Origin of the sequence: Verrucosispora sp. WMMD1129 (assembly GCF_029581255.1) — a bacterium.
GTDB classification, from domain to species: Bacteria; Actinomycetota; Actinomycetes; order Mycobacteriales; family Micromonosporaceae; genus Micromonospora; species Micromonospora sediminimaris.
The window spans coordinates 1,623,499-1,639,671 of the sequence record NZ_CP120741.1 but is presented as its reverse complement, the minus strand read 5'-3'; the positions used below and the strand labels follow the sequence as shown (position 1 = coordinate 1,639,671).

The following is a 16,173-nucleotide window of genomic DNA, read 5'->3' as shown; positions in this document are numbered from 1 at the left end:
CAGTGGATGCGCCGACCCGGCGAGACCCGTCGAAAGTCGCGGTCCGCAGAGCCGAACAGCGGGGGTACGGGGTGCCGAAGAAGCGGAGAAGCCGGCACGGTCGGTCAGTGATCGACCGCGGTCGGTTAGGTGAACGCGGCCCGGCGGCCGTCCGAGTGCGCAACGGACGTGGCTACCCGGGGGGAAGTCGGGATAGATCGACCGGGAAGGGGCATCGTGGGGAGATGGCCGGCGGTGCGCAGCGCAAGGGGGGTGGTGTCGCCGTGTCCGAGCGGCGCGACCCGCCAGCGTGGCGGCAACGGATAACCACCACCCTCGCCCTGATCCGAGCCAACCCCACCGGCCGAATCGCACTGAAGATCATCTTCGGCGTGCTCGGCGCCCTCGTGGTCACCATCGGCATCGCACTCATCCCGCTACCCGGCCCCGGCTGGCTGCTGGTGATCGCCGGCCTCGGCATCTGGGCCGTGGAGTTCCACTGGGCCAAGCGCCTGCTCGCCTTCACCCGCCGCCACGTCCACGGCTGGACCGCCTGGGTGAAGAGACAATCACTGCCCGTACGCCTGGTGATCGGCTCGGTCGGCCTCGTCTTCGTCGGCGCCGTCGCCCTGCTGTCGATCAAGTACAGCCTCGGCATCGACGTGATCGCCCAGGTGCTGCACTACCTCGCGACCCACTGACCCCGGGTTCGCGGTCCGCGCGCCGGATCGGGTAGAGTCATCCGCGCTGAGGGCGATTAGCTCAGCGGGAGAGCGCTTCGTTCACACCGAAGAGGTCACTGGTTCGATCCCAGTATCGCCCACCATTAATATGTGCAGGTCAGAAGCTCGTTGCCGGAACGGTCGGTAACGAGCTTCTCCGCTGTGGCCCTTTGAATTGGGAGCAGTTTGGGAGCAGGCTGGCGATGGCACCAGCGGGCCACCCCGCCCGCGGTTCCGGCGGCCGACGACCGCGCGATCGCTGTCGAGATCGTCAGAGCAGGATCGGGAATCCCGAAGCCCGGACGGGTTGGTTCTTGGGCCGGTGGGCGTCGCGGAGATTCTTCTGCCCGCCACTGACCTGCAGGCACTGTCGCCCTTGTCCCACATTGGAGGTCGGGACGCACCGCCGAGTGCTCGCAGCGTCGTGTCCAGGCAGGACACGATCGTCGGCAGGGTCTTGTCGAAGGTCGGGATCACCAACCGGAACCTCGACCAGGCCAGCCACGCGCACCACAACGAGGTACGCCGCCCACCGATGCGCGGGCCCTCGCCCCAGTCGAACTGCAACCACAGGCCCGGCTCCGGGATCCACGGCCGGAACACCCGCCGCTGCCCGGCGGCGAAGCGGGCCTTGACCTCCGCGACCGCCCGCCGGGTGGTGCGCTCACCTCCGCCGAAGCCCATCGCGGTGATCCGCCGGTGCACCACATCCGCGCGGACCCGGCCACCCGAACGGGCCACCAACTCCTCGATCTTCGCCACGTACTCATCGATCGGCCGGGCCCGGTGCGCCCGCGCCTCGGGACTTTGCCCGGACTCCCGCAACTTCACATACCGGGCAACCGTGTGATGGTCACACCCAGCCAACTCAGCCGCCGCACGGTAACTACCCGTGAGGTCGTATGCCTCCAAGATTTCCACGATCTCCCTGCCGCTCTTCACGCCGTCGACCCTCGCCGACCGGCACTCTGACCTGGTCAGCGGGGAGGTATCTGGCCATCCACGGGAGATCCCTGGCCACCAGCGGGGCGACATTTGGCCGCCTACGGGGAGTATTCACTGGCCGCCGACAGCCTTCCCGCGCCGTGGCTACCGGATTTCGCCGCCCTTTTCTGCCGCACGGTGAGCGCGGAGGGCAGCTCAGTCGAATTGGTTGAACAGCAGGTCTCCGAGTCGGCTTGGCAGGTGGTAGGCGACATCCCGGCGTTCTTCTCGGTCAGAAGATGTAGGTGCCGCTCGTGGAGCGGCTGATTCAGCTCTGCACTGGTGGCGCCCCGCAGCCCTGCACGGTGGTAGACGTCTCCGCCGGGGACGTCTACGAACACCGTTGATCATGGGGGTTCGGCTGTTCGGCTGCGGCGACCAGGAGGAGGGGGGTCCTTCCGACCGCTATCAGTCGACGACGCAGGCTTGGGAACCGTCGACGCAACTACCGAGGTGAGTCGCGGCACCTCACGTTCATCGACGTTCCAGCGGCCAGAGTCGATGTGGCATCGGCTCCCTCGTACAACGGTTGACCTTGACCTAAGGTCAATCCATAGGCTCAACGCATGGCCAGTTCGCCCTGGACGGGCATGCTTCCCGTTGACGACACAGCCCTCGCGGTCACCGACACCGGCGGCTCGGGCACGCCCATCGTGTACCTGAACGGCGCCTATGCCGACCAGTCGCATTGGCGGCGGGTCATCGCCGAGCTCGGTGGTGAATACCGCCACATCACCTACGACGAGCGCGCCCGCGGCCGGTCGAAGCGTTCCGCCGACTATTCCTTCGAGGCTTGCCTGCGAGATCTGGACGCCGTCCTTGCATCCCGGGGAGTCGACCGGCCGCTGCTGGTGGGTTGGTCCTACGGCGGAATCCTGTCGTGGCACTGGGCCGACCGGAACCCGGATCGTGTTCTCGGCGTCGTTACCGTGGACGCCTTCCCGGTTGGCCTCACCGGCGTCGCCGGCCGGGAACGCATCCGCAAGGAGTTTCGCCGGGTGCGGTTGCTGTTGCCGATCACCAGTCGGTTCGGCATGGGCGCTCGGATGAGCGCGGACCAGCACGCCGAGGTCAACATCGAACTCAACGAGATCGCCGCCGCCAGCGTGCCGGTCCTGGAACGCATCGCCTGCCCGCTGCGGTTCGTCCTGGCGACCGGAGCCAGCCTTGGCAACGAGGGCGACGAGATGGAACAGGGACGTGCCGCACTCGATCCGATTCTCGCCCGCAACCCGAATCTCGCGATCAGCGCGAAGGTCGCGAGCAACCACAGCACGATCCTGCGCAAGGACTTTCCTGCCGTCGCCAGGGCGGTGCGTGAACTCGCGCCTACCGGCACCCGCACGACGGACTGAGCCCATGGGCGGAGGGCTCACGATCGGGAAGGCGGCCGCGTTCGCCGGTGTCACGGTCAAGACGGTGCGGCATTACCACCGTCTCGGCCTGCTCGACGAGCCCCGCCGCGACTCCTCAGGTTACCGCCGCTACACCTCCACCGACCTGCTCCGGTTGGTCCAGGTCCGTACTTTGGCCGAGGCGGGCGTGCCGCTCGCCGAGATCGGTGAACTGCTCGACGCTGATCCGAAGCGCTTCGCCGCCGCCGTGGTTGACGTCGAGCGACGGCTCACCGACCGGATCTCGGAGCTTATCGCCCGCCGCGACACACTGCGTCGACTCGCTGACAGCGACCGGGCGCTGCTTCCCGACCGCGCCTGCACCCTTTTGGACCGGTTGACCGCGCTGGGTTTCGGTCCCGACGTCGTGGCCTCGCAACGGGAGGCCCTGGTCCTGGCTCGCGCGCTGGCCCCAGCGTTCTTCGACGGTTTCGTGACCCAGCTCGAGCGCCGGCTCGACGATCCCGAGTATGTGAGGCTGTGGAAGCGAACCTGGGACGCGTTGTCCTGGGAGCCCGACGACCCGCGCCTCGACGAGCTCGCAGCTGAGATGGCCGACAACCTGCTGACTGAACGGGCGGTGATGCAGACACACATGGACGGTTTCTTCTCCAGCCCCGACGCCGCCACCCGCTACGACGTGGTCAACGAACACCGGGCTGACGAGGCGCCGACCACAGCTCGGTTGACCGCACTCATCGAAGCGCGGCTGCGCGCTGCCGGCATCGCGATTCCTCGACGGTGAGGCGGTCACCCACGGCGGCTGTACCACGATTCCGACCCCGTCACCTGCCTGGATCTAGTGGAGACTTGCCCAGGCCCGCCGCCTTGCGCAGGGAAGTGACGTTGGCGGCAGTCCGTGCCGGCTGTCGCGACGGCGTCAGGTCCTGCAACGGTGCCCGATCACGGACGTGGCTGCGGGCCTCCGCTGAATTCATCGCCTGGTTGGGGCAGTGGTTCGCCCCTCACGCCGGGCAACGGTCGCAGGTCAATAAACAAGTAGCCCGATGTCAGTGCCCTGGATCGTTCCGATGAGCAGGTGTAATCACTTGCTGCACTCGGCTTGCAGGAGGCCGTGGCGTGTGGATGCCGCTGGCGGATCAGCGCATGCCGTGCGGCGGGTCGTTAAGTTCGGTTGAGGGATGAACTCGGCGATGGCGAGCCGATGACGTCCGGGCGGTTTCTACCACTTTCTGGCAATGGTCATGAGTCCGCTGGTCGCCGGTCATGCGTGCCGGCCCTTGCCGGCGATCATGTCGACGAGGGTGTCGGTTAGGTCTTCGGCGGAGACGCCTCCCCACTTCGGGTCGGCGAGCTGGCCGCTGGCCTGCAGGCCGGCGATCCCGTTCGCGCTGCTGATGAGCAGGGCCGCGTACCGTCGGGCGTCCTGCTCGCCCACCAGGTCGGCGACGACGGCCAGGAACTCGGTCTGGCTTCGCTGGGCGGCCCGGGCGAGTGCGGTGGGATCGCCGGGCGGGTTGCTGAACATGAGCTTGTAGAGGTGCGGCTGAAAGCGGCCGACGTCGATGAGCACAAGGAGGCCGCCGCGGATCTTTTCGGCGGCCGACAGGCCCGGTTCCGCGCGAAGGGCTTGCATGCGGTCTCCGAGCGTGTCCCATGCCCGCGTCCCGACGGCGATCAGCAGGCTCTCCTTGTCGAGGAAGTGCCGGTAGGGCGCTCCGCGGGTCACTCCGGCGCGCGCCCCCACCGCGCGCAACGTCACGGCGTCGAGGCCACCGGAATCGAGCAGCTCAGCGGCCGCGTCGAGGAGGGCGCGGCGGGTGGCGGCAGCTGATTCGGCCCGGCTGATCACGTGGAGGATTCTAGCCCACCTGTGATGACTAAGTCACTTGAACCAGTTGACACTGTCATCTCATTACTGCACACTCAAGAGATGACATCGTCAACTGAAACTCGGGAACTCGTGGTCGTGACCGGGGCGTCGACCGGCATTGGCGCGGCCACCGCGCAGGAACTGGCTCGGCACGGCTTCCATGTCCTCGCCGGCGTACGGCGCGACAGCGACCGGACACCCCTGCGGGCCGACCGCATCGAGCCGGTGACCCTCGACATCACCGACCCCGACCACGTCGCCGCGCTCGCCGCACGTGTCGAGCGGGGTCCGCAGCCGCTGCGGGCGCTGGTCAACAACGCCGGCGTCCCTGGCGCCGGCCCGGTCGAAGTGATGCCGCTCAGCCAATGGCGGCGCATCTTCGAGGTGAACCTCTTCGGCCACGTCGCCGTCACCCAGGCCCTGCTTCCCGCGCTCCTACTTGGCAAGGGACGCGTCGTCAACATCAGTTCCCTCAACGGCAAGATCTCGATGGCCGGCTACGGGCCGTACGCCGCCAGCAAGTTCGCGATGGAGGCGATGAGCGACGCGCTGCGCAACGAACTGGCCCCCCACGGTGTGCAGGTGGTGGTGGTCGAACCGGGCGGCGTCAAAACCGAGATGTCCCGCGTCGGCCTGGCCGCCCTCAGCCGCCTCGACGACGGGATGACGCCCGAGCAGAACGCGCGCTACGGCACTCTGATGCAGGCAATACCCTCCCACGTGGCGGCGTTCACCAAGGCCGGCGTGACCTCCAACGTCGCCGCGAAGAGGATCGCCAAAGCGGTGACCGACGCCAGGCCCCGCACCCGTTACACCATCGGCGCGACGGCTGCCTTCCTCATCCGGGCCTCCCGCATCCTTCCCGACCGGATGCTCGACCGGATGACGACCTCCGACCTCCGCAAGCACTACCCGCCCGAGAACCGTGACCGAACGACCGCCCCAGCGCGCCGGTCACGTTGAGTACCCGTCAGTCTCGGCGTTGTTCCTTGGGAGACGCGCCGAAGCGACGCGTAAAGACGGACCGGCCGACGACGCGGTCGACCACCGGGGATCGGGGAGCAACGTGGGAGCAGTCGGGCGCGCTGAACGGCTCTGAACCGCGCCCAGCGGCGTCGAATGGCACTCAACTGCACCCACCACGACCTGCGGCTTCTTTTTCTGCAGGTCAGAGTGGGTGCAGCGTCCCGCTTCACACCGAAGAGGTCACTGGTTCGATCCCAGTATCGCCCACGCAGCTCAGGCCACTTCCCGGGGTTCGGGAGGTGGCCTTTCTGCTGCCCGTACAGCAGCGAAGTACAGCAGCCCGCTCATTGGCCGAGCGATTCGCCGAGGCGCTTGAGCGCGTCTCTCATCGCCTGCGACAGCACCTGCGTGTAGATCTCCATCGTCACGGCGAAGCGGGCGTGCCGGAGGATCTGCATGGCGACTCGCGGGTGGACGTCGAGGTCGGCCAGGAGGGTGGCGCAGGTCCGGCGGGCGTCGTGGACGGTGATCGGTGTGACTTCCGCCTTGTAGCAGCGGGTCTGCCAGGAGCGTTGGAAGTTGCGCGGCTCGATGGGCGTGCCGTAGCGGGTGGTGAAGACGAGTCCGGTCTCGTGCCATGCCTTGCCGGCGACTGCTCGTGCTTCGTCGCGCTGGTGTTTGCGCAGTCGCAGTGCGGCCAGGCAGATGTCGGGCAGGGGCAGGGTGGCGTCGGACGCCTGGGTCTTGGTGTCGCGGTGCAGGCGCTGCCCGCGTACGCGTTGCAGTTGCCGGCCGATGGTCAGCTCCCCGGCGTCGAGGTCGATGTCGGCCCAGGTGAGGCCGAGCGCTTCACCTTTACGCAGGCCGGTGACGAGGACCAGGGCGTACGCGGCCTAGAGGGGATCCTCGTCGGCACGTGCGGACTCCAGGAACTTCCGCACCTCTCGAACCCGCTACGGTGGCCTAGCCCAACCGGGACCGTGGCACTGGTGGATGGACCTCCGGCCTTTCCCGGGCGAGAGGCTGTGCAAGTCTGATCAACGATGTGATGGGGGATCGCTGGTGGGACAGCGGCACGTGCGGAAAATGTTGCGGAAGATGGCCGGCGGGCAGCCGGTGGAGGTGGAGCGGGTGGCCACGTTGCGCTCACTCGCCCATATGGCCGCTATTGCCGAGCAATTTGGTTACGCGTACACGGACACACGGCAGCGACACCGCAACGGACCGCAGCTGTTCTTCGTACCCGATCCCCGTCCGCAGGCCCGCGAAAGGGCCGCGCGGAACCGAGTGCAGTACCCGGATGCTTCCACCGGGGGCGCGCTGCCCCCCGTGCCTGCCGACGTGCTGGATCTGTTCAAGGCTCGTATCAGCTACGACCTCGAGGGCTGGAACGACGACAAGCAGCGAACGTGGTTCCTCTATGTCGTCCTCACCGTGCTGTGCGCGATCCTCGGTGTGTGGCTCGGGCTAGGAGGGACGTCCCCCACCACCGCTGCGGGCGTCGCTGCCGTCACCTGGGCGGCGCTGATGTCTGTCACCCTATTTTTGGTCTCCATTCGTCGACGCAGACGGGCTAAGTTCGCTGCGATCTTGGAGGCGGCCGGGTTCACGCAGACGACTGAGCAGAGCGGCCGGGAGCGGTATCTGCCGCTGACGTACCAGTAGGCTGCACCACCGCGGCGGTCACGAACAGGGTGCGCCGGGGCTCTTGAGTCCGCTTCAACGTCTGACCAGCTATTCAGTTGCCGCGGGCCGGATCCCGTACGCTGCGGCCGTGTTCACCCCAATTCGCGCCCGCCGGCTTACCCTCCGGCCGGTCACGATGGCTGACTTGGAGGACGTGTATGCGTACCAGCGCCGGCCCGACGTGTGCCGCTGGATGCTCGGCAGCGAGCCGCGCAGCCGTGAGCAGTCGCAGAAGTCGGTGGCGGCGATGACCGGTGAGGACGGGCTGCGTGTCGAGGGTGACGTCCTGACCTTGGCTGCCGAGGCGAACGGACGAGTGACTGGCACTGTTGAGCTGGTCTGGCGGAGCCGGGCCGACCGGACCGCTGAGATTGGGTACGTCTTCAATCCGGAGTTTTCAGGTCGAGGGCTGGCCACCGAGGCGGTGGGGACGCTGCTGGGATGGGGTTTTGAGGAGTTCGGCCTGCACCGCGTCTACGGTCGGTGCCACGCCGGCAACGAGGCGTCGGCCCGGTTGATGACCAGGCTGGGTATGCGGTGCGAGGCGCGGCATGTCGAGAGCTACTTGTTTCGCGGTCAGTGGGCCGACCGGTTCGTGTTCGCGATGTTGGCCCGGGAGTGGCTGTCACGATCGGCGGCGCTCCCTGGCTGACGTGCACTCCGAGGCGCGGGTAGCTGACAGCAACGAGCAGCGACAAGGACGTTGGTCGACGGCTGAGCGTCGACAGTTGCCCGAGGCTGCGGATTGCCGACCAACTCCCCCGGACGAAGCGCCTAGAACTTACAAGCGAGGGGTCGCAGGTTCGAAACCTGCCGCGCCCACCACCAAGCCCTTCACCTGCGGAAACGCATCTCTTTGATCTTTCGTGCATCAATCTCGCCCTCGTGCATGCCGCTGAGCCAGATGTAAAGTGCCGCCATGCCAAAATCGGTCATACCCTCACTGGACAGGCCAATCGCCAGCTTCGGACGATGGCTCCGATACGAAAACAAGTCGGACAACACCATCACGATCTACACCGGGGCGGCCCGAAAGTTTGCCGACTGGGCAGCAGGGCAGGGCGTCACCGACTGGGCCGACGTGCGCCCGGAACACATCCGGGACTTCATCATCGGCATCCTGGACACCCGATCAGCCGGCTACGCCAACAACCTCTTCCGCGCCCTCCAGCAGTTCTGGAAGTGGTGGAGCAACGAGGAGGATTCGCCCAACCCGATGCTCGGGATGGCACCGCCGATCGTGCCCGAACAGCCGGTCCCGGTGCTGCGCCCCGATCAGTTGAAAGCCCTGCTCAAGTCGTGCGAGGGCAAGGAGTTCACGCAGCGACGCGACCTGGCAATCCTGTACCTGTTCATGGACTCCGGGGTGCGGCGGTCCGAGCTGGCCGGGCTCCGCGTCGAGGATGTCGACCTAGACCACCGGGAGATGCGGGTGCGCGGAAAGGGGCGGCGGGACCGCGTCGTCACCTTCGGCCGCAAGGCGGCGTGGGCGCTGGACAGGTACACAGCCGAGCGGCAGCGCCACAAGGAGGCATGGCGCGACGAGCTGTGGCTCGGCGAGAAGGGGAAGCCGCCGCTGACGCCGTCCGGCATCTACCAGGTCGTCGAGCGGCGGGGCAACGCCGTCGGTATCGACGGCCTGCATCCGCACGTCCTCCGGCACTCGTGGGCGCACATGATGAAGACGGCGCACATGCCGGAGGAGGAGATCATGCGCCTCGCCGGCTGGCGTTCCCCGCAGATGTTGACCCGCTACGCGGCGTCTACGGCCTCGGAGCGGGCACGGGATAGCGGGCGCAGGCTGGCACCCGGCGACCGTTTGTGACCGCATGACGGCATGCTAGCTTTGCGCTCCTGCACCACCTCCGGAGTAGGTCACCGCGACCTCCTGACCAGGCCGGAGCTGACCAACTAGAACGCGGCGGGTGATCCTGCCGCGATCCAGCGCACCCCGCTGAACGTTGGAGGCTCCATGCCGCTCTCTCCCGAGGAACGTAGCTACCGCGCCCGCCTCGCCGCCCTCGCCCGATGGTCCCGCGAGGACCCGAAGGTGGGCGCGCAGCGCGGACAGGAAGGGCTCCTCAACAAGTTTCGTGATCAGGTCGCGGCCGAGGCCGCAGCGCGCGGCGAGCGGGTGTCCGGGCCGGAGTTGGAGCGACGCGCCCTCACCCGCCGCCGCGAGCACATGGCGCGCCTCGCCTACCGGTCGAAGGCCGCACGTCAGGCAGCCGCATGACCGGCATGATCCGCAAGCTCGACCGCGCCCTGATCACCGAACGCGGCTGGCAGCCTGGCAGCGACCTGGAGGACGCCGTTGCCCGGCGGCTGTCGCGCTCCTTCCTGCCCGACGAGGTAGCGCAGCAGCACTGCGTCGGCCGGTACCGCCTCGACTTCGCATGGCCCGACCTCATGATCGCGTTGGAGGTCGACGGCTGGCACCACCTCGCCCCCGAGCGGGCAGCGAAGGACGCCGAGCGGGATGCCTGGCTCCGCGACCAGGGATGGCTGATCTTCCGTGTTGATGATCGCCACGGACGCGACAGCCTGGACCGCCAGGTTGTCCGCGTGTGCGCCCTGGTGCACACCCTGCGCGGGGATCGGCCGGGACGGCAGGCAGCAGCGTGAGCGGGAAGCGCCCCACCGGCAGCACCGACTCCCGGGAGTTCCGGGGCTGCGCCTACCAGGTAGCCGCAGGTGCCCGTTCCTGTGAGGCCCTGATCGCGGCCCGCCGCCCCGGGCTGGCCTACGACTCCGACAGGGCGGCGTGGGCTGATCTCCGTGAGGCCGCTGACCGGCTGGTGGCGCTGATCGCCGCGCACGCACCCGCGCCCGAGTCTGACGACGGCGGGTGAGACACCGCCGCCCTCCCGGGGACCAGGCCGGGAGGGCGGGCGGATCAGCAGCAGACCCAGCAGCAGCACGGACGAAGGCACTACCAACGCGGTCATCTAGGGGCGCAACAGCCCATACAGGCCATCACCACTACTACTAGCTACCCCCGGGTCGAATCGTACCCGGGGCGGCACACAACAGCCCAAGACCAGGGGGGCTCCGGATGCGAGAGGACAACCCCCGTTGGACACGCACGACGGCGAGCTGCTGACGTACGCCACCCTGCCGGATATGCCGCTGTGGCAGGGTGAGGAGGCCACCTGGCGGCAGGCGGCACCGCCAGCCAGGATCAACGGCACCCGCCCGCAGCAGGATCAGCCGCCACCCCTGGACGAGCACGCCGAGCGGGTGCGATACCAGGCCGAGCGGCTACGGGTGCGGCGAGACGCCGAGGCGCTACTGCGCGCTGAGGGCCGCCCTCCCATGCCCCGCCTTATCAGCCTGAACGAGGCACTAGCGGAGCCTGACGACCCAGCGGTCTACCGGATCGACCGGCTGTGGCCGCGCGGAGGGCGCATCATCCTGTCCGCGCAGGCCAAGACCGGGAAGACGACGCTGCGGGACAACACCCTGCGTTCCCTGGTCGACGGTGATCTGTTCCTCGGCCGCTATGCCGTCACCCCGATCACTGACGGCACCATCGCCGTCATCGACGCCGAGCTGGACTACGACACCGGGCGGCGTTGGCTGCGTGAGCAGCGGATCAGGGACCAGCAGCGCATCAACGCGGTGTGGCTGAAAGATCCGAAACGGGGCGGCGGCCTCGCCGCCTTCGACCTCCTGGACGCCGAGCGGCGGGCCGAATGGGCGCAGCAGTTCCGGGCGCTGGACACCCGCGTCCTGATCGTCGATTGCATCGGTCCGCTTCTGGAGGCCGCAGGGCTCGACGAGAACAGCAACCCCGAGGTAGGCCGCTGGCTATCCGCTCTCGACACCCTGCTGTACGACGCGGGTATCCCCGAGGCGGTCCTGATCCACCACATGGGGCACAGCGGCGAACGGTCGCGGGGGGCGTCCCGCCTGCGCGGCTGGCCCGACGCCGAGTGGCGGCTGATGAAGGCCCGCGACGGCGACGAGGACGACCCAACCGCGCCCCGCTTCATCACCGCCGCCGGGCGGGACGTAGCCGAACCAGAGGGCGCGCTCGCCTACGACCACAACGGGCGTCGGCTGTCGCTGATCGGCGGGAACCGGGCGCAGGTGCGGGCCGCGCGGGGCGAGGAACAGGCAGCCGAACACATCCCCGCGCTGGTCGCCTGGGTGCGCCGAAACCCCGGCTCGTCAGCTAGCGAGATCGAGGACGCCAGCCGCGCACTCGGAATCAGCCGCGATCTATGCCGAACCGCCCGGAAGGTGGCAGTGCGCGACAAGATCCTTTGCAGCCACAAAGCCGCCCGGAGCAGGGAAAACCACTACGTCCAAGATCAGTGCGCGGAGTGCGCGGCAGTGCGCGACCGCGCGGTCGCGCACTAGCAGGTCGGGCATGAGGCGGCCAGTGCGCGACCGCGCGGGGGGCTTTATAACCCCCGCGCAGTCGCGCGGTGGCCGACACCCGACCCCGCACACCGCAGGCAGGGAGAAACGATCATGGTCGCCGTCGCCCTCACCAAACTCTGGATCAACCGCCTACCCGACGGCGCAGCCATCGCCGCACACACCGCCCCCCAACGCGACCGCCACACCACCACCCCCGGCCAAGTACGCACCTACAGCGGCGGCACCCGCCGCCCCGCAGCCGCACCCGCCTACCGCGACCACACCTACACATTCACCCTGCGCCACATCACCACCGCAGACCTCGACACCCTCACCACCTGGACCGGGCAGGCCGTCCAAATCCGCAACGACCGAGGACTACTCATCACCGCCATCTACTACGGCCTCACCATCACCGAACACCGAGGCGACCGCTACGACGCCACCATCACCGCACACGACATCAGCCCACCAGACCAACCAGCCCACGTTTTTTAGGACGCCCGCCGAAACAGGCCGCGCATTGCCTGAGCAATTTTTTTCTACCGGCCGTAAGTCCATGCAGTTGATCCACAATCAGGAGGTTTGATCATGGTCAACGTCGAAGTTCCGCTACCCGACGAGGTAGCGGCCCGCCTAGACGCCGCAGCGCAGGCCGGCGGGCGCACCACAGCGGCAACGGCAGCCGCCCTTCTAGGCGAAGCCCTAGACCCTGCGCCCGGCGGCGGTGTGGGCCGCCCCTACGTCGTTGAGCGGCGGCTGTTGGAGTGCCCGGACTGCGGATGGGAGGCCGACGCATGAGCGACGAGCCGGATGAGGCGACGGTCGCGTCGCTGGCGCTGTGCTTTCTGCGCGGCGACCAGGAGGGCGCGGCCGTCATCTTGGCGAACACCGACCCTCACCTGTTGATCGCCTGCGCGATGGCCTGGTGGAACGGGGTCGGGATCACCGAGTACGGGACGGATGGTTGGGAGGCCCGCCTGGCGGCGTTCCTCACCGATGCGGCGGCCCGCAGGGCGGGGGGTGCTGCCTGACCTCGCGGTTCGGTGATCACTCGGCGTAACTTCGACGTCGATCTCGGAGTCGAGCCGAGTCCACCCCTTTCCTGACTGCCCGGGGCGGGCCGCTAACGCGGATGTACGGACCCGCCCACCCCGGCTAGTTGGGCACTGTGCACGGAGCACCGCTGGCGGCAGATGACCGGCAGGCGGGCTCCCGTTGAGCGCTGGCACCCGATCGGCCCACGGATGCGGGGCACGGTAGGCGGCAGGCGCTCCGGGATAGCTCGCGGCACACCTCGATCACTACGCATTCAACGAGGTGTGAAACATGCCAACACTGGACCAACTCATCCGCGAAGCGGAGGCCAAGCGCGCCGAGGCCGTCGAACGGCGCGCCCGCGCGACGACCGACGCGAAGCTGATCCTCGCCCGCGCAGAGCGGGAAGGCCGCACCCTCCTGACGGCGGAGGAGGACGCCAAGATCGAGGCGCGGGCGGCTGCCCGCGCGAAGGCCGACGCCGACATCAAGGACATCGACGCGCATCTGGTCCTCGTCTACGAAGCCCGCAAGGACGAGCAGCAGATTGAGGCCGACCAGCGGACGACGCACCGCACCGCCGCGCAGCCGGCACGCCGCACCGCCTACGACGGGGTAGCCCGCATCGGCGCGGAGGAGCGCACCTACAACCCAGGCAGCGACCGCACCGGATCGCAGTTCGTCCGCGATGTCGCCCGCCAGTTCCTCTTCAACGACCCCGGCGCGCAGCAGCGCCTCGCCCGCCACATCCAGGAGGAGCGCGTCGAGCGCGGTGCCTTCCTGGAGCAGCGCGCGGTCGGTACCGGCGCGTTCGGCGGCCTCGTCGTCCCGCAATACCTCACCGACCTGTACGCCCCGGCGACCGCGAACATGCGGCCCCTCGCCAACGTGGCGAACACGCACCCGCTGCCCGCCGACGGTATGCAGGTCAACATCTCCCGGGTCACGACCGCCTCCGGGGTCGCCCTCCAGGCGTCGGAGAACACCGCCGTCCAGGAAACGAACATGGACGACACCCTGCTGACGATCAACGTGCAGACCGCCGCCGGTCAGCAGACCATCTCCCGGCAGGCCGTCGAACGCGGCACCGGGGTCGAGGACGTCGTCATGGACGACCTGCTGCGCCGCTACGCCTCCCAGGTCGACGCAACGATGATCACGCAGGCGACAACCGGGCTGAGCGCGGTAGCGCAGAACACCGCGTACACCGACGCCGACCCGACCGCCCCCGAGCTGTGGCCGATCATCTTCCAGGCGCAGTCGAAGCTGGAGCAGGCCCTCGGCGGCATGGTCATGCCCGACTACGTGGTCATGCACCCGCGCCGCTGGAACTGGCTGTGCGCGCAGGTCGGCACCTCCTGGCCCTTCATCGGCACGGCGCAGGTACCCGCGCAGTCCGGCGGCATCCAGCTCGTCACCGACCAGGGACCGGGGGTACGGGGCATCCTGTCGAATGGCCTGCGGGTGATCGTCGACGCGAACGTGCCGACGACTACCGGCGGCACGCAGGATGAGATCTACGTCGTCGCCTCTCGGGAGATGCACCTGTGGGAGGACCCGAACGCCCCGGTGTTCATCCGCGCGGAGCAGGCTGCGGCGTCGACGCTCGGGGTGCTGCTGGTCTGCTACGGATACTTCGCGTACACGTTCGGCCGGTACACCAACAACCCGTCGAAGATCACCGGCACGGGCCTCGCTGCGCCTGCCGGCTTCTGACCCGTCCGCGCAGCAGGCGGCCCGCCCCCATCCTCCTCGGGGGCGGGCCGCCACCCTGCTCGCTGTGCGGCGCTGCCGCCGCCCGGCTACATCGCCGTTCGTTCTATGCCGAGGTCTCGACGCACCTGGCCGATGAATTCAGCCCGCTCGACATGCCCGAGCCCTCCCCCCTCAATCGCAGTAGTGGACAGGTGGACGGCTGCTTCGTAGACCTGGTGCGGGGCCAAAATTTCGATCATGGTCAGCGTCTCATCCACTTCGTCGGAAGCCTTCGCCTCCTGCTGCGCAGGGCCACGTTCCAGCTCCGAAAGCAGCTCCTCGGGTCCGAACGGAATCGCATTGTCGTTCAACAATTCTGATCGCGCCTGGGCCAGGTTCGTAGCGACGGTCAGTAGGCGGACGTAGCTCGCCCGCTTGTCGTCGAACAGCCGCATGAGCTGCTCATGCCGGGATTGGTGTTGCCATACCCGTTCGGCCTCTGCCGCCTGTACCCGCACTAGCCTGACCGAACTACGACCTTGCCACCACGCGCCCAGCGCGACAGCTAACAGCGCGCCAATCGCACCGACAAGAGGACCGATGGCGTCCGACCATTTCACTAGACGCCCCTCCGGCTACTCGCTGTCCGGTGCGTTGAGGTGCGGGCGGTGCTCCGCGATCCAGCGCTCTACGTCGGCGATCCGCCACACCGCGCCCATCCCGAGTACGTCGTACGGGGCCGGGAAGTCTGGGCGGGCAATGATGTCTCCGGCCCGCTGCCGGGACACCTGTAGGCGACGGGCGATCTCCCCGCGCCCGTACAGGTGCTTCGGCCTGGCTGGCATTCGCGCAGGGTAGCCACGCCGCAGCCTGTCAAACCGCATCCCTGTCGAGGTGCAACCTGCACCTTGACAGGGGGTAGGGCATCGACCAACGATGGCCGCATGCCGCTGCCCTGGACGAAGCCGCGCCCTATCCCTGCCGGCCCACGACACCGCCGGAACTGGCCGACACGCTGGCGGCACTGCACCTGCGGCCTCCGCTGGCCCTGCCCCGATCGGAGCCTGATACCACCGCCCGCCGAGGCAGCGACGGCCCGGGGAACCGCCCGCGTGCCAGCGCCAACGCTGGCACGGGAGCTGACAGCCCTCCACCCCGTGATCGGGCGGGCGGGTGCGCTGACACCCGCGCAGGCGCACCGCGCGGGCATCCGATGATCGGGGCACCCCGCGCCCACCTACCGGCGCGGCCGACCTGGCGGTGCCGCCGCTGCGGGCAGCCATGGCCCTGCGGGGACGCCCGCGCAGCGCTGGCCGTCGAGTACCGGGGAGCGCGGCCCGCGCTGGCCGTCTACCTCGCCTGCGCCCTCGCCGACGCCCTAGAGGACCTGTACCGCCTCGGCGTCGACACCTCCGGGGCACACGCACAGTTCCTCGGCTGGCTGCGCGCACGCAGCGGCCCGGCGGTCGCGCCACAGGGGCACGAACACACCGGGCCGCAGGGGTAG

At 68.5% G+C, this 16,173-nt stretch carries 18 protein-coding genes, 1 tRNA gene and 2 pseudogenes; 16 read left to right on the top strand and 5 right to left on the bottom strand.

The genetic code is table 11. The features are described 5' to 3' along the window. The first annotated feature begins 2 nt into the window (after positions 1-2). Both O7624_RS07360 and O7624_RS07355 read left to right on the top strand, forming a co-directional pair. On the top strand, positions 3-680 hold the full coding sequence (locus tag O7624_RS07360) for a TIGR02611 family protein (RefSeq protein ID WP_282239452.1): 678 nt from the start codon (positions 3-5) through the stop codon (positions 678-680). A 50-nt stretch (positions 681-730) separates the two neighbouring features. Continuing rightward, a tRNA-Val gene (locus tag O7624_RS07355) sits at positions 731-805 on the top strand. 298 nt (positions 806-1,103) lie between these two features. On the opposite strand, the pseudogene O7624_RS07350 reads toward O7624_RS07355, so the two are convergent. Beyond that, positions 1,104-1,643: pseudogene (locus O7624_RS07350) on the bottom strand (IS21 family transposase); the annotation flags it as partial. Between the two features lie 608 nt (positions 1,644-2,251). Here O7624_RS07350 and O7624_RS07345 point away from each other — a divergent pair. After that, on the top strand, positions 2,252-3,040 hold the full coding sequence (locus O7624_RS07345; protein WP_198413151.1) for an alpha/beta hydrolase: 789 nt from the start codon (positions 2,252-2,254) through the stop codon (positions 3,038-3,040). Between the two features lie 4 nt (positions 3,041-3,044). Further along, entirely contained in the window at positions 3,045-3,824 is a 780-nt protein-coding gene (locus O7624_RS07340) for a MerR family transcriptional regulator (RefSeq protein WP_282239451.1), read from the top strand. 480 nt (positions 3,825-4,304) lie between these two features. Here the strand turns inward: O7624_RS07340 and O7624_RS07335 are convergent, their stop codons facing one another. Next, entirely contained in the window at positions 4,305-4,892 is a 588-nt protein-coding gene (locus O7624_RS07335; protein ID WP_282239450.1) for a TetR/AcrR family transcriptional regulator, read from the bottom strand. 81 nt (positions 4,893-4,973) lie between these two features. Here O7624_RS07335 and O7624_RS07330 point away from each other — a divergent pair, with 81 nt between their 5' ends. Further along, entirely contained in the window at positions 4,974-5,876 is a 903-nt protein-coding gene (locus tag O7624_RS07330; RefSeq protein ID WP_282239449.1) for an SDR family oxidoreductase, read from the top strand. Positions 5,877-6,223: 347 nt separating this feature from the next. Here the strand turns inward: O7624_RS07330 and O7624_RS07325 are convergent. Further along, positions 6,224-6,817, bottom strand: a pseudogene (locus tag O7624_RS07325) (site-specific integrase); the annotation flags it as partial. A 124-nt stretch (positions 6,818-6,941) separates the two neighbouring features. Between O7624_RS07325 and O7624_RS07320 the strand changes: the two are divergent. The 10 genes from O7624_RS07320 (at position 6,942) to O7624_RS07275 (ending at position 14,687) form a co-directional block, all read left to right on the top strand. Further along, positions 6,942-7,544, top strand: coding sequence for a hypothetical protein (locus tag O7624_RS07320; RefSeq protein WP_282239448.1), 603 nt, complete (start codon positions 6,942-6,944; stop codon positions 7,542-7,544). Positions 7,545-7,653: 109 nt separating this feature from the next. Beyond that, positions 7,654-8,217, top strand: a complete 564-nt coding sequence (locus O7624_RS07315; protein ID WP_282239447.1) for a GNAT family N-acetyltransferase — start codon at positions 7,654-7,656, stop codon at positions 8,215-8,217. Between the two features lie 267 nt (positions 8,218-8,484). Further along, complete coding sequence (locus tag O7624_RS07310; protein ID WP_282239446.1) at positions 8,485-9,390, top strand: tyrosine-type recombinase/integrase; 906 nt, start codon at positions 8,485-8,487, stop codon at positions 9,388-9,390. 147 nt (positions 9,391-9,537) lie between these two features. After that, positions 9,538-9,801, top strand: a complete 264-nt coding sequence (locus O7624_RS07305; protein WP_282239445.1) for a hypothetical protein — start codon at positions 9,538-9,540, stop codon at positions 9,799-9,801. Continuing rightward, a complete protein-coding gene (locus tag O7624_RS07300) occupies positions 9,798-10,190 on the top strand; it encodes a DUF559 domain-containing protein (protein WP_282239444.1) in 393 nt (130 codons plus the stop codon). The genes O7624_RS07305 and O7624_RS07300 overlap by 4 nt, the downstream gene beginning before the upstream one ends. Continuing rightward, positions 10,187-10,417, top strand: coding sequence for a hypothetical protein (locus O7624_RS07295; RefSeq protein WP_282239443.1), 231 nt, complete (start codon positions 10,187-10,189; stop codon positions 10,415-10,417). The genes O7624_RS07300 and O7624_RS07295 overlap by 4 nt, the downstream gene beginning before the upstream one ends. Before the next feature lie 223 nt (positions 10,418-10,640). Next, the gene (locus tag O7624_RS07290) at positions 10,641-11,930 is read left to right on the top strand and encodes an AAA family ATPase (RefSeq protein ID WP_282239442.1); all 1,290 of its coding nucleotides are present in this window, start codon (positions 10,641-10,643) and stop codon (positions 11,928-11,930) included. Positions 11,931-12,044: 114 nt separating this feature from the next. Beyond that, positions 12,045-12,431: a hypothetical protein gene (locus tag O7624_RS07285; RefSeq protein ID WP_282239441.1), complete on the top strand. Its 387-nt coding sequence runs from the start codon at positions 12,045-12,047 to the stop codon at positions 12,429-12,431. 299 nt (positions 12,432-12,730) lie between these two features. Further along, the gene (locus tag O7624_RS07280) at positions 12,731-12,967 is read left to right on the top strand and encodes a hypothetical protein (protein ID WP_282239440.1); all 237 of its coding nucleotides are present in this window, start codon (positions 12,731-12,733) and stop codon (positions 12,965-12,967) included. Between the two features lie 295 nt (positions 12,968-13,262). Further along, on the top strand, positions 13,263-14,687 hold the full coding sequence (locus O7624_RS07275; protein ID WP_282239439.1) for a hypothetical protein: 1,425 nt from the start codon (positions 13,263-13,265) through the stop codon (positions 14,685-14,687). 86 nt (positions 14,688-14,773) lie between these two features. Here the strand turns inward: O7624_RS07275 and O7624_RS07270 are convergent, their stop codons facing one another. Both O7624_RS07270 and O7624_RS07265 read right to left on the bottom strand, forming a co-directional pair. Next, positions 14,774-15,286, bottom strand: a complete 513-nt coding sequence (locus tag O7624_RS07270; RefSeq protein WP_282239438.1) for a hypothetical protein — start codon at positions 15,284-15,286, stop codon at positions 14,774-14,776. Positions 15,287-15,301: 15 nt separating this feature from the next. Next, positions 15,302-15,511 carry a DNA-binding protein gene (locus O7624_RS07265; protein WP_282239437.1) on the bottom strand — a complete coding sequence of 70 codons (210 nt, stop codon included), beginning with the start codon at positions 15,509-15,511 and terminating at the stop codon, positions 15,302-15,304. 368 nt (positions 15,512-15,879) lie between these two features. Here O7624_RS07265 and O7624_RS07260 point away from each other — a divergent pair, with 368 nt between their 5' ends. Then, positions 15,880-16,173 carry a hypothetical protein gene (locus O7624_RS07260; protein ID WP_282239436.1) on the top strand — a complete coding sequence of 98 codons (294 nt, stop codon included), beginning with the start codon at positions 15,880-15,882 and terminating at the stop codon, positions 16,171-16,173.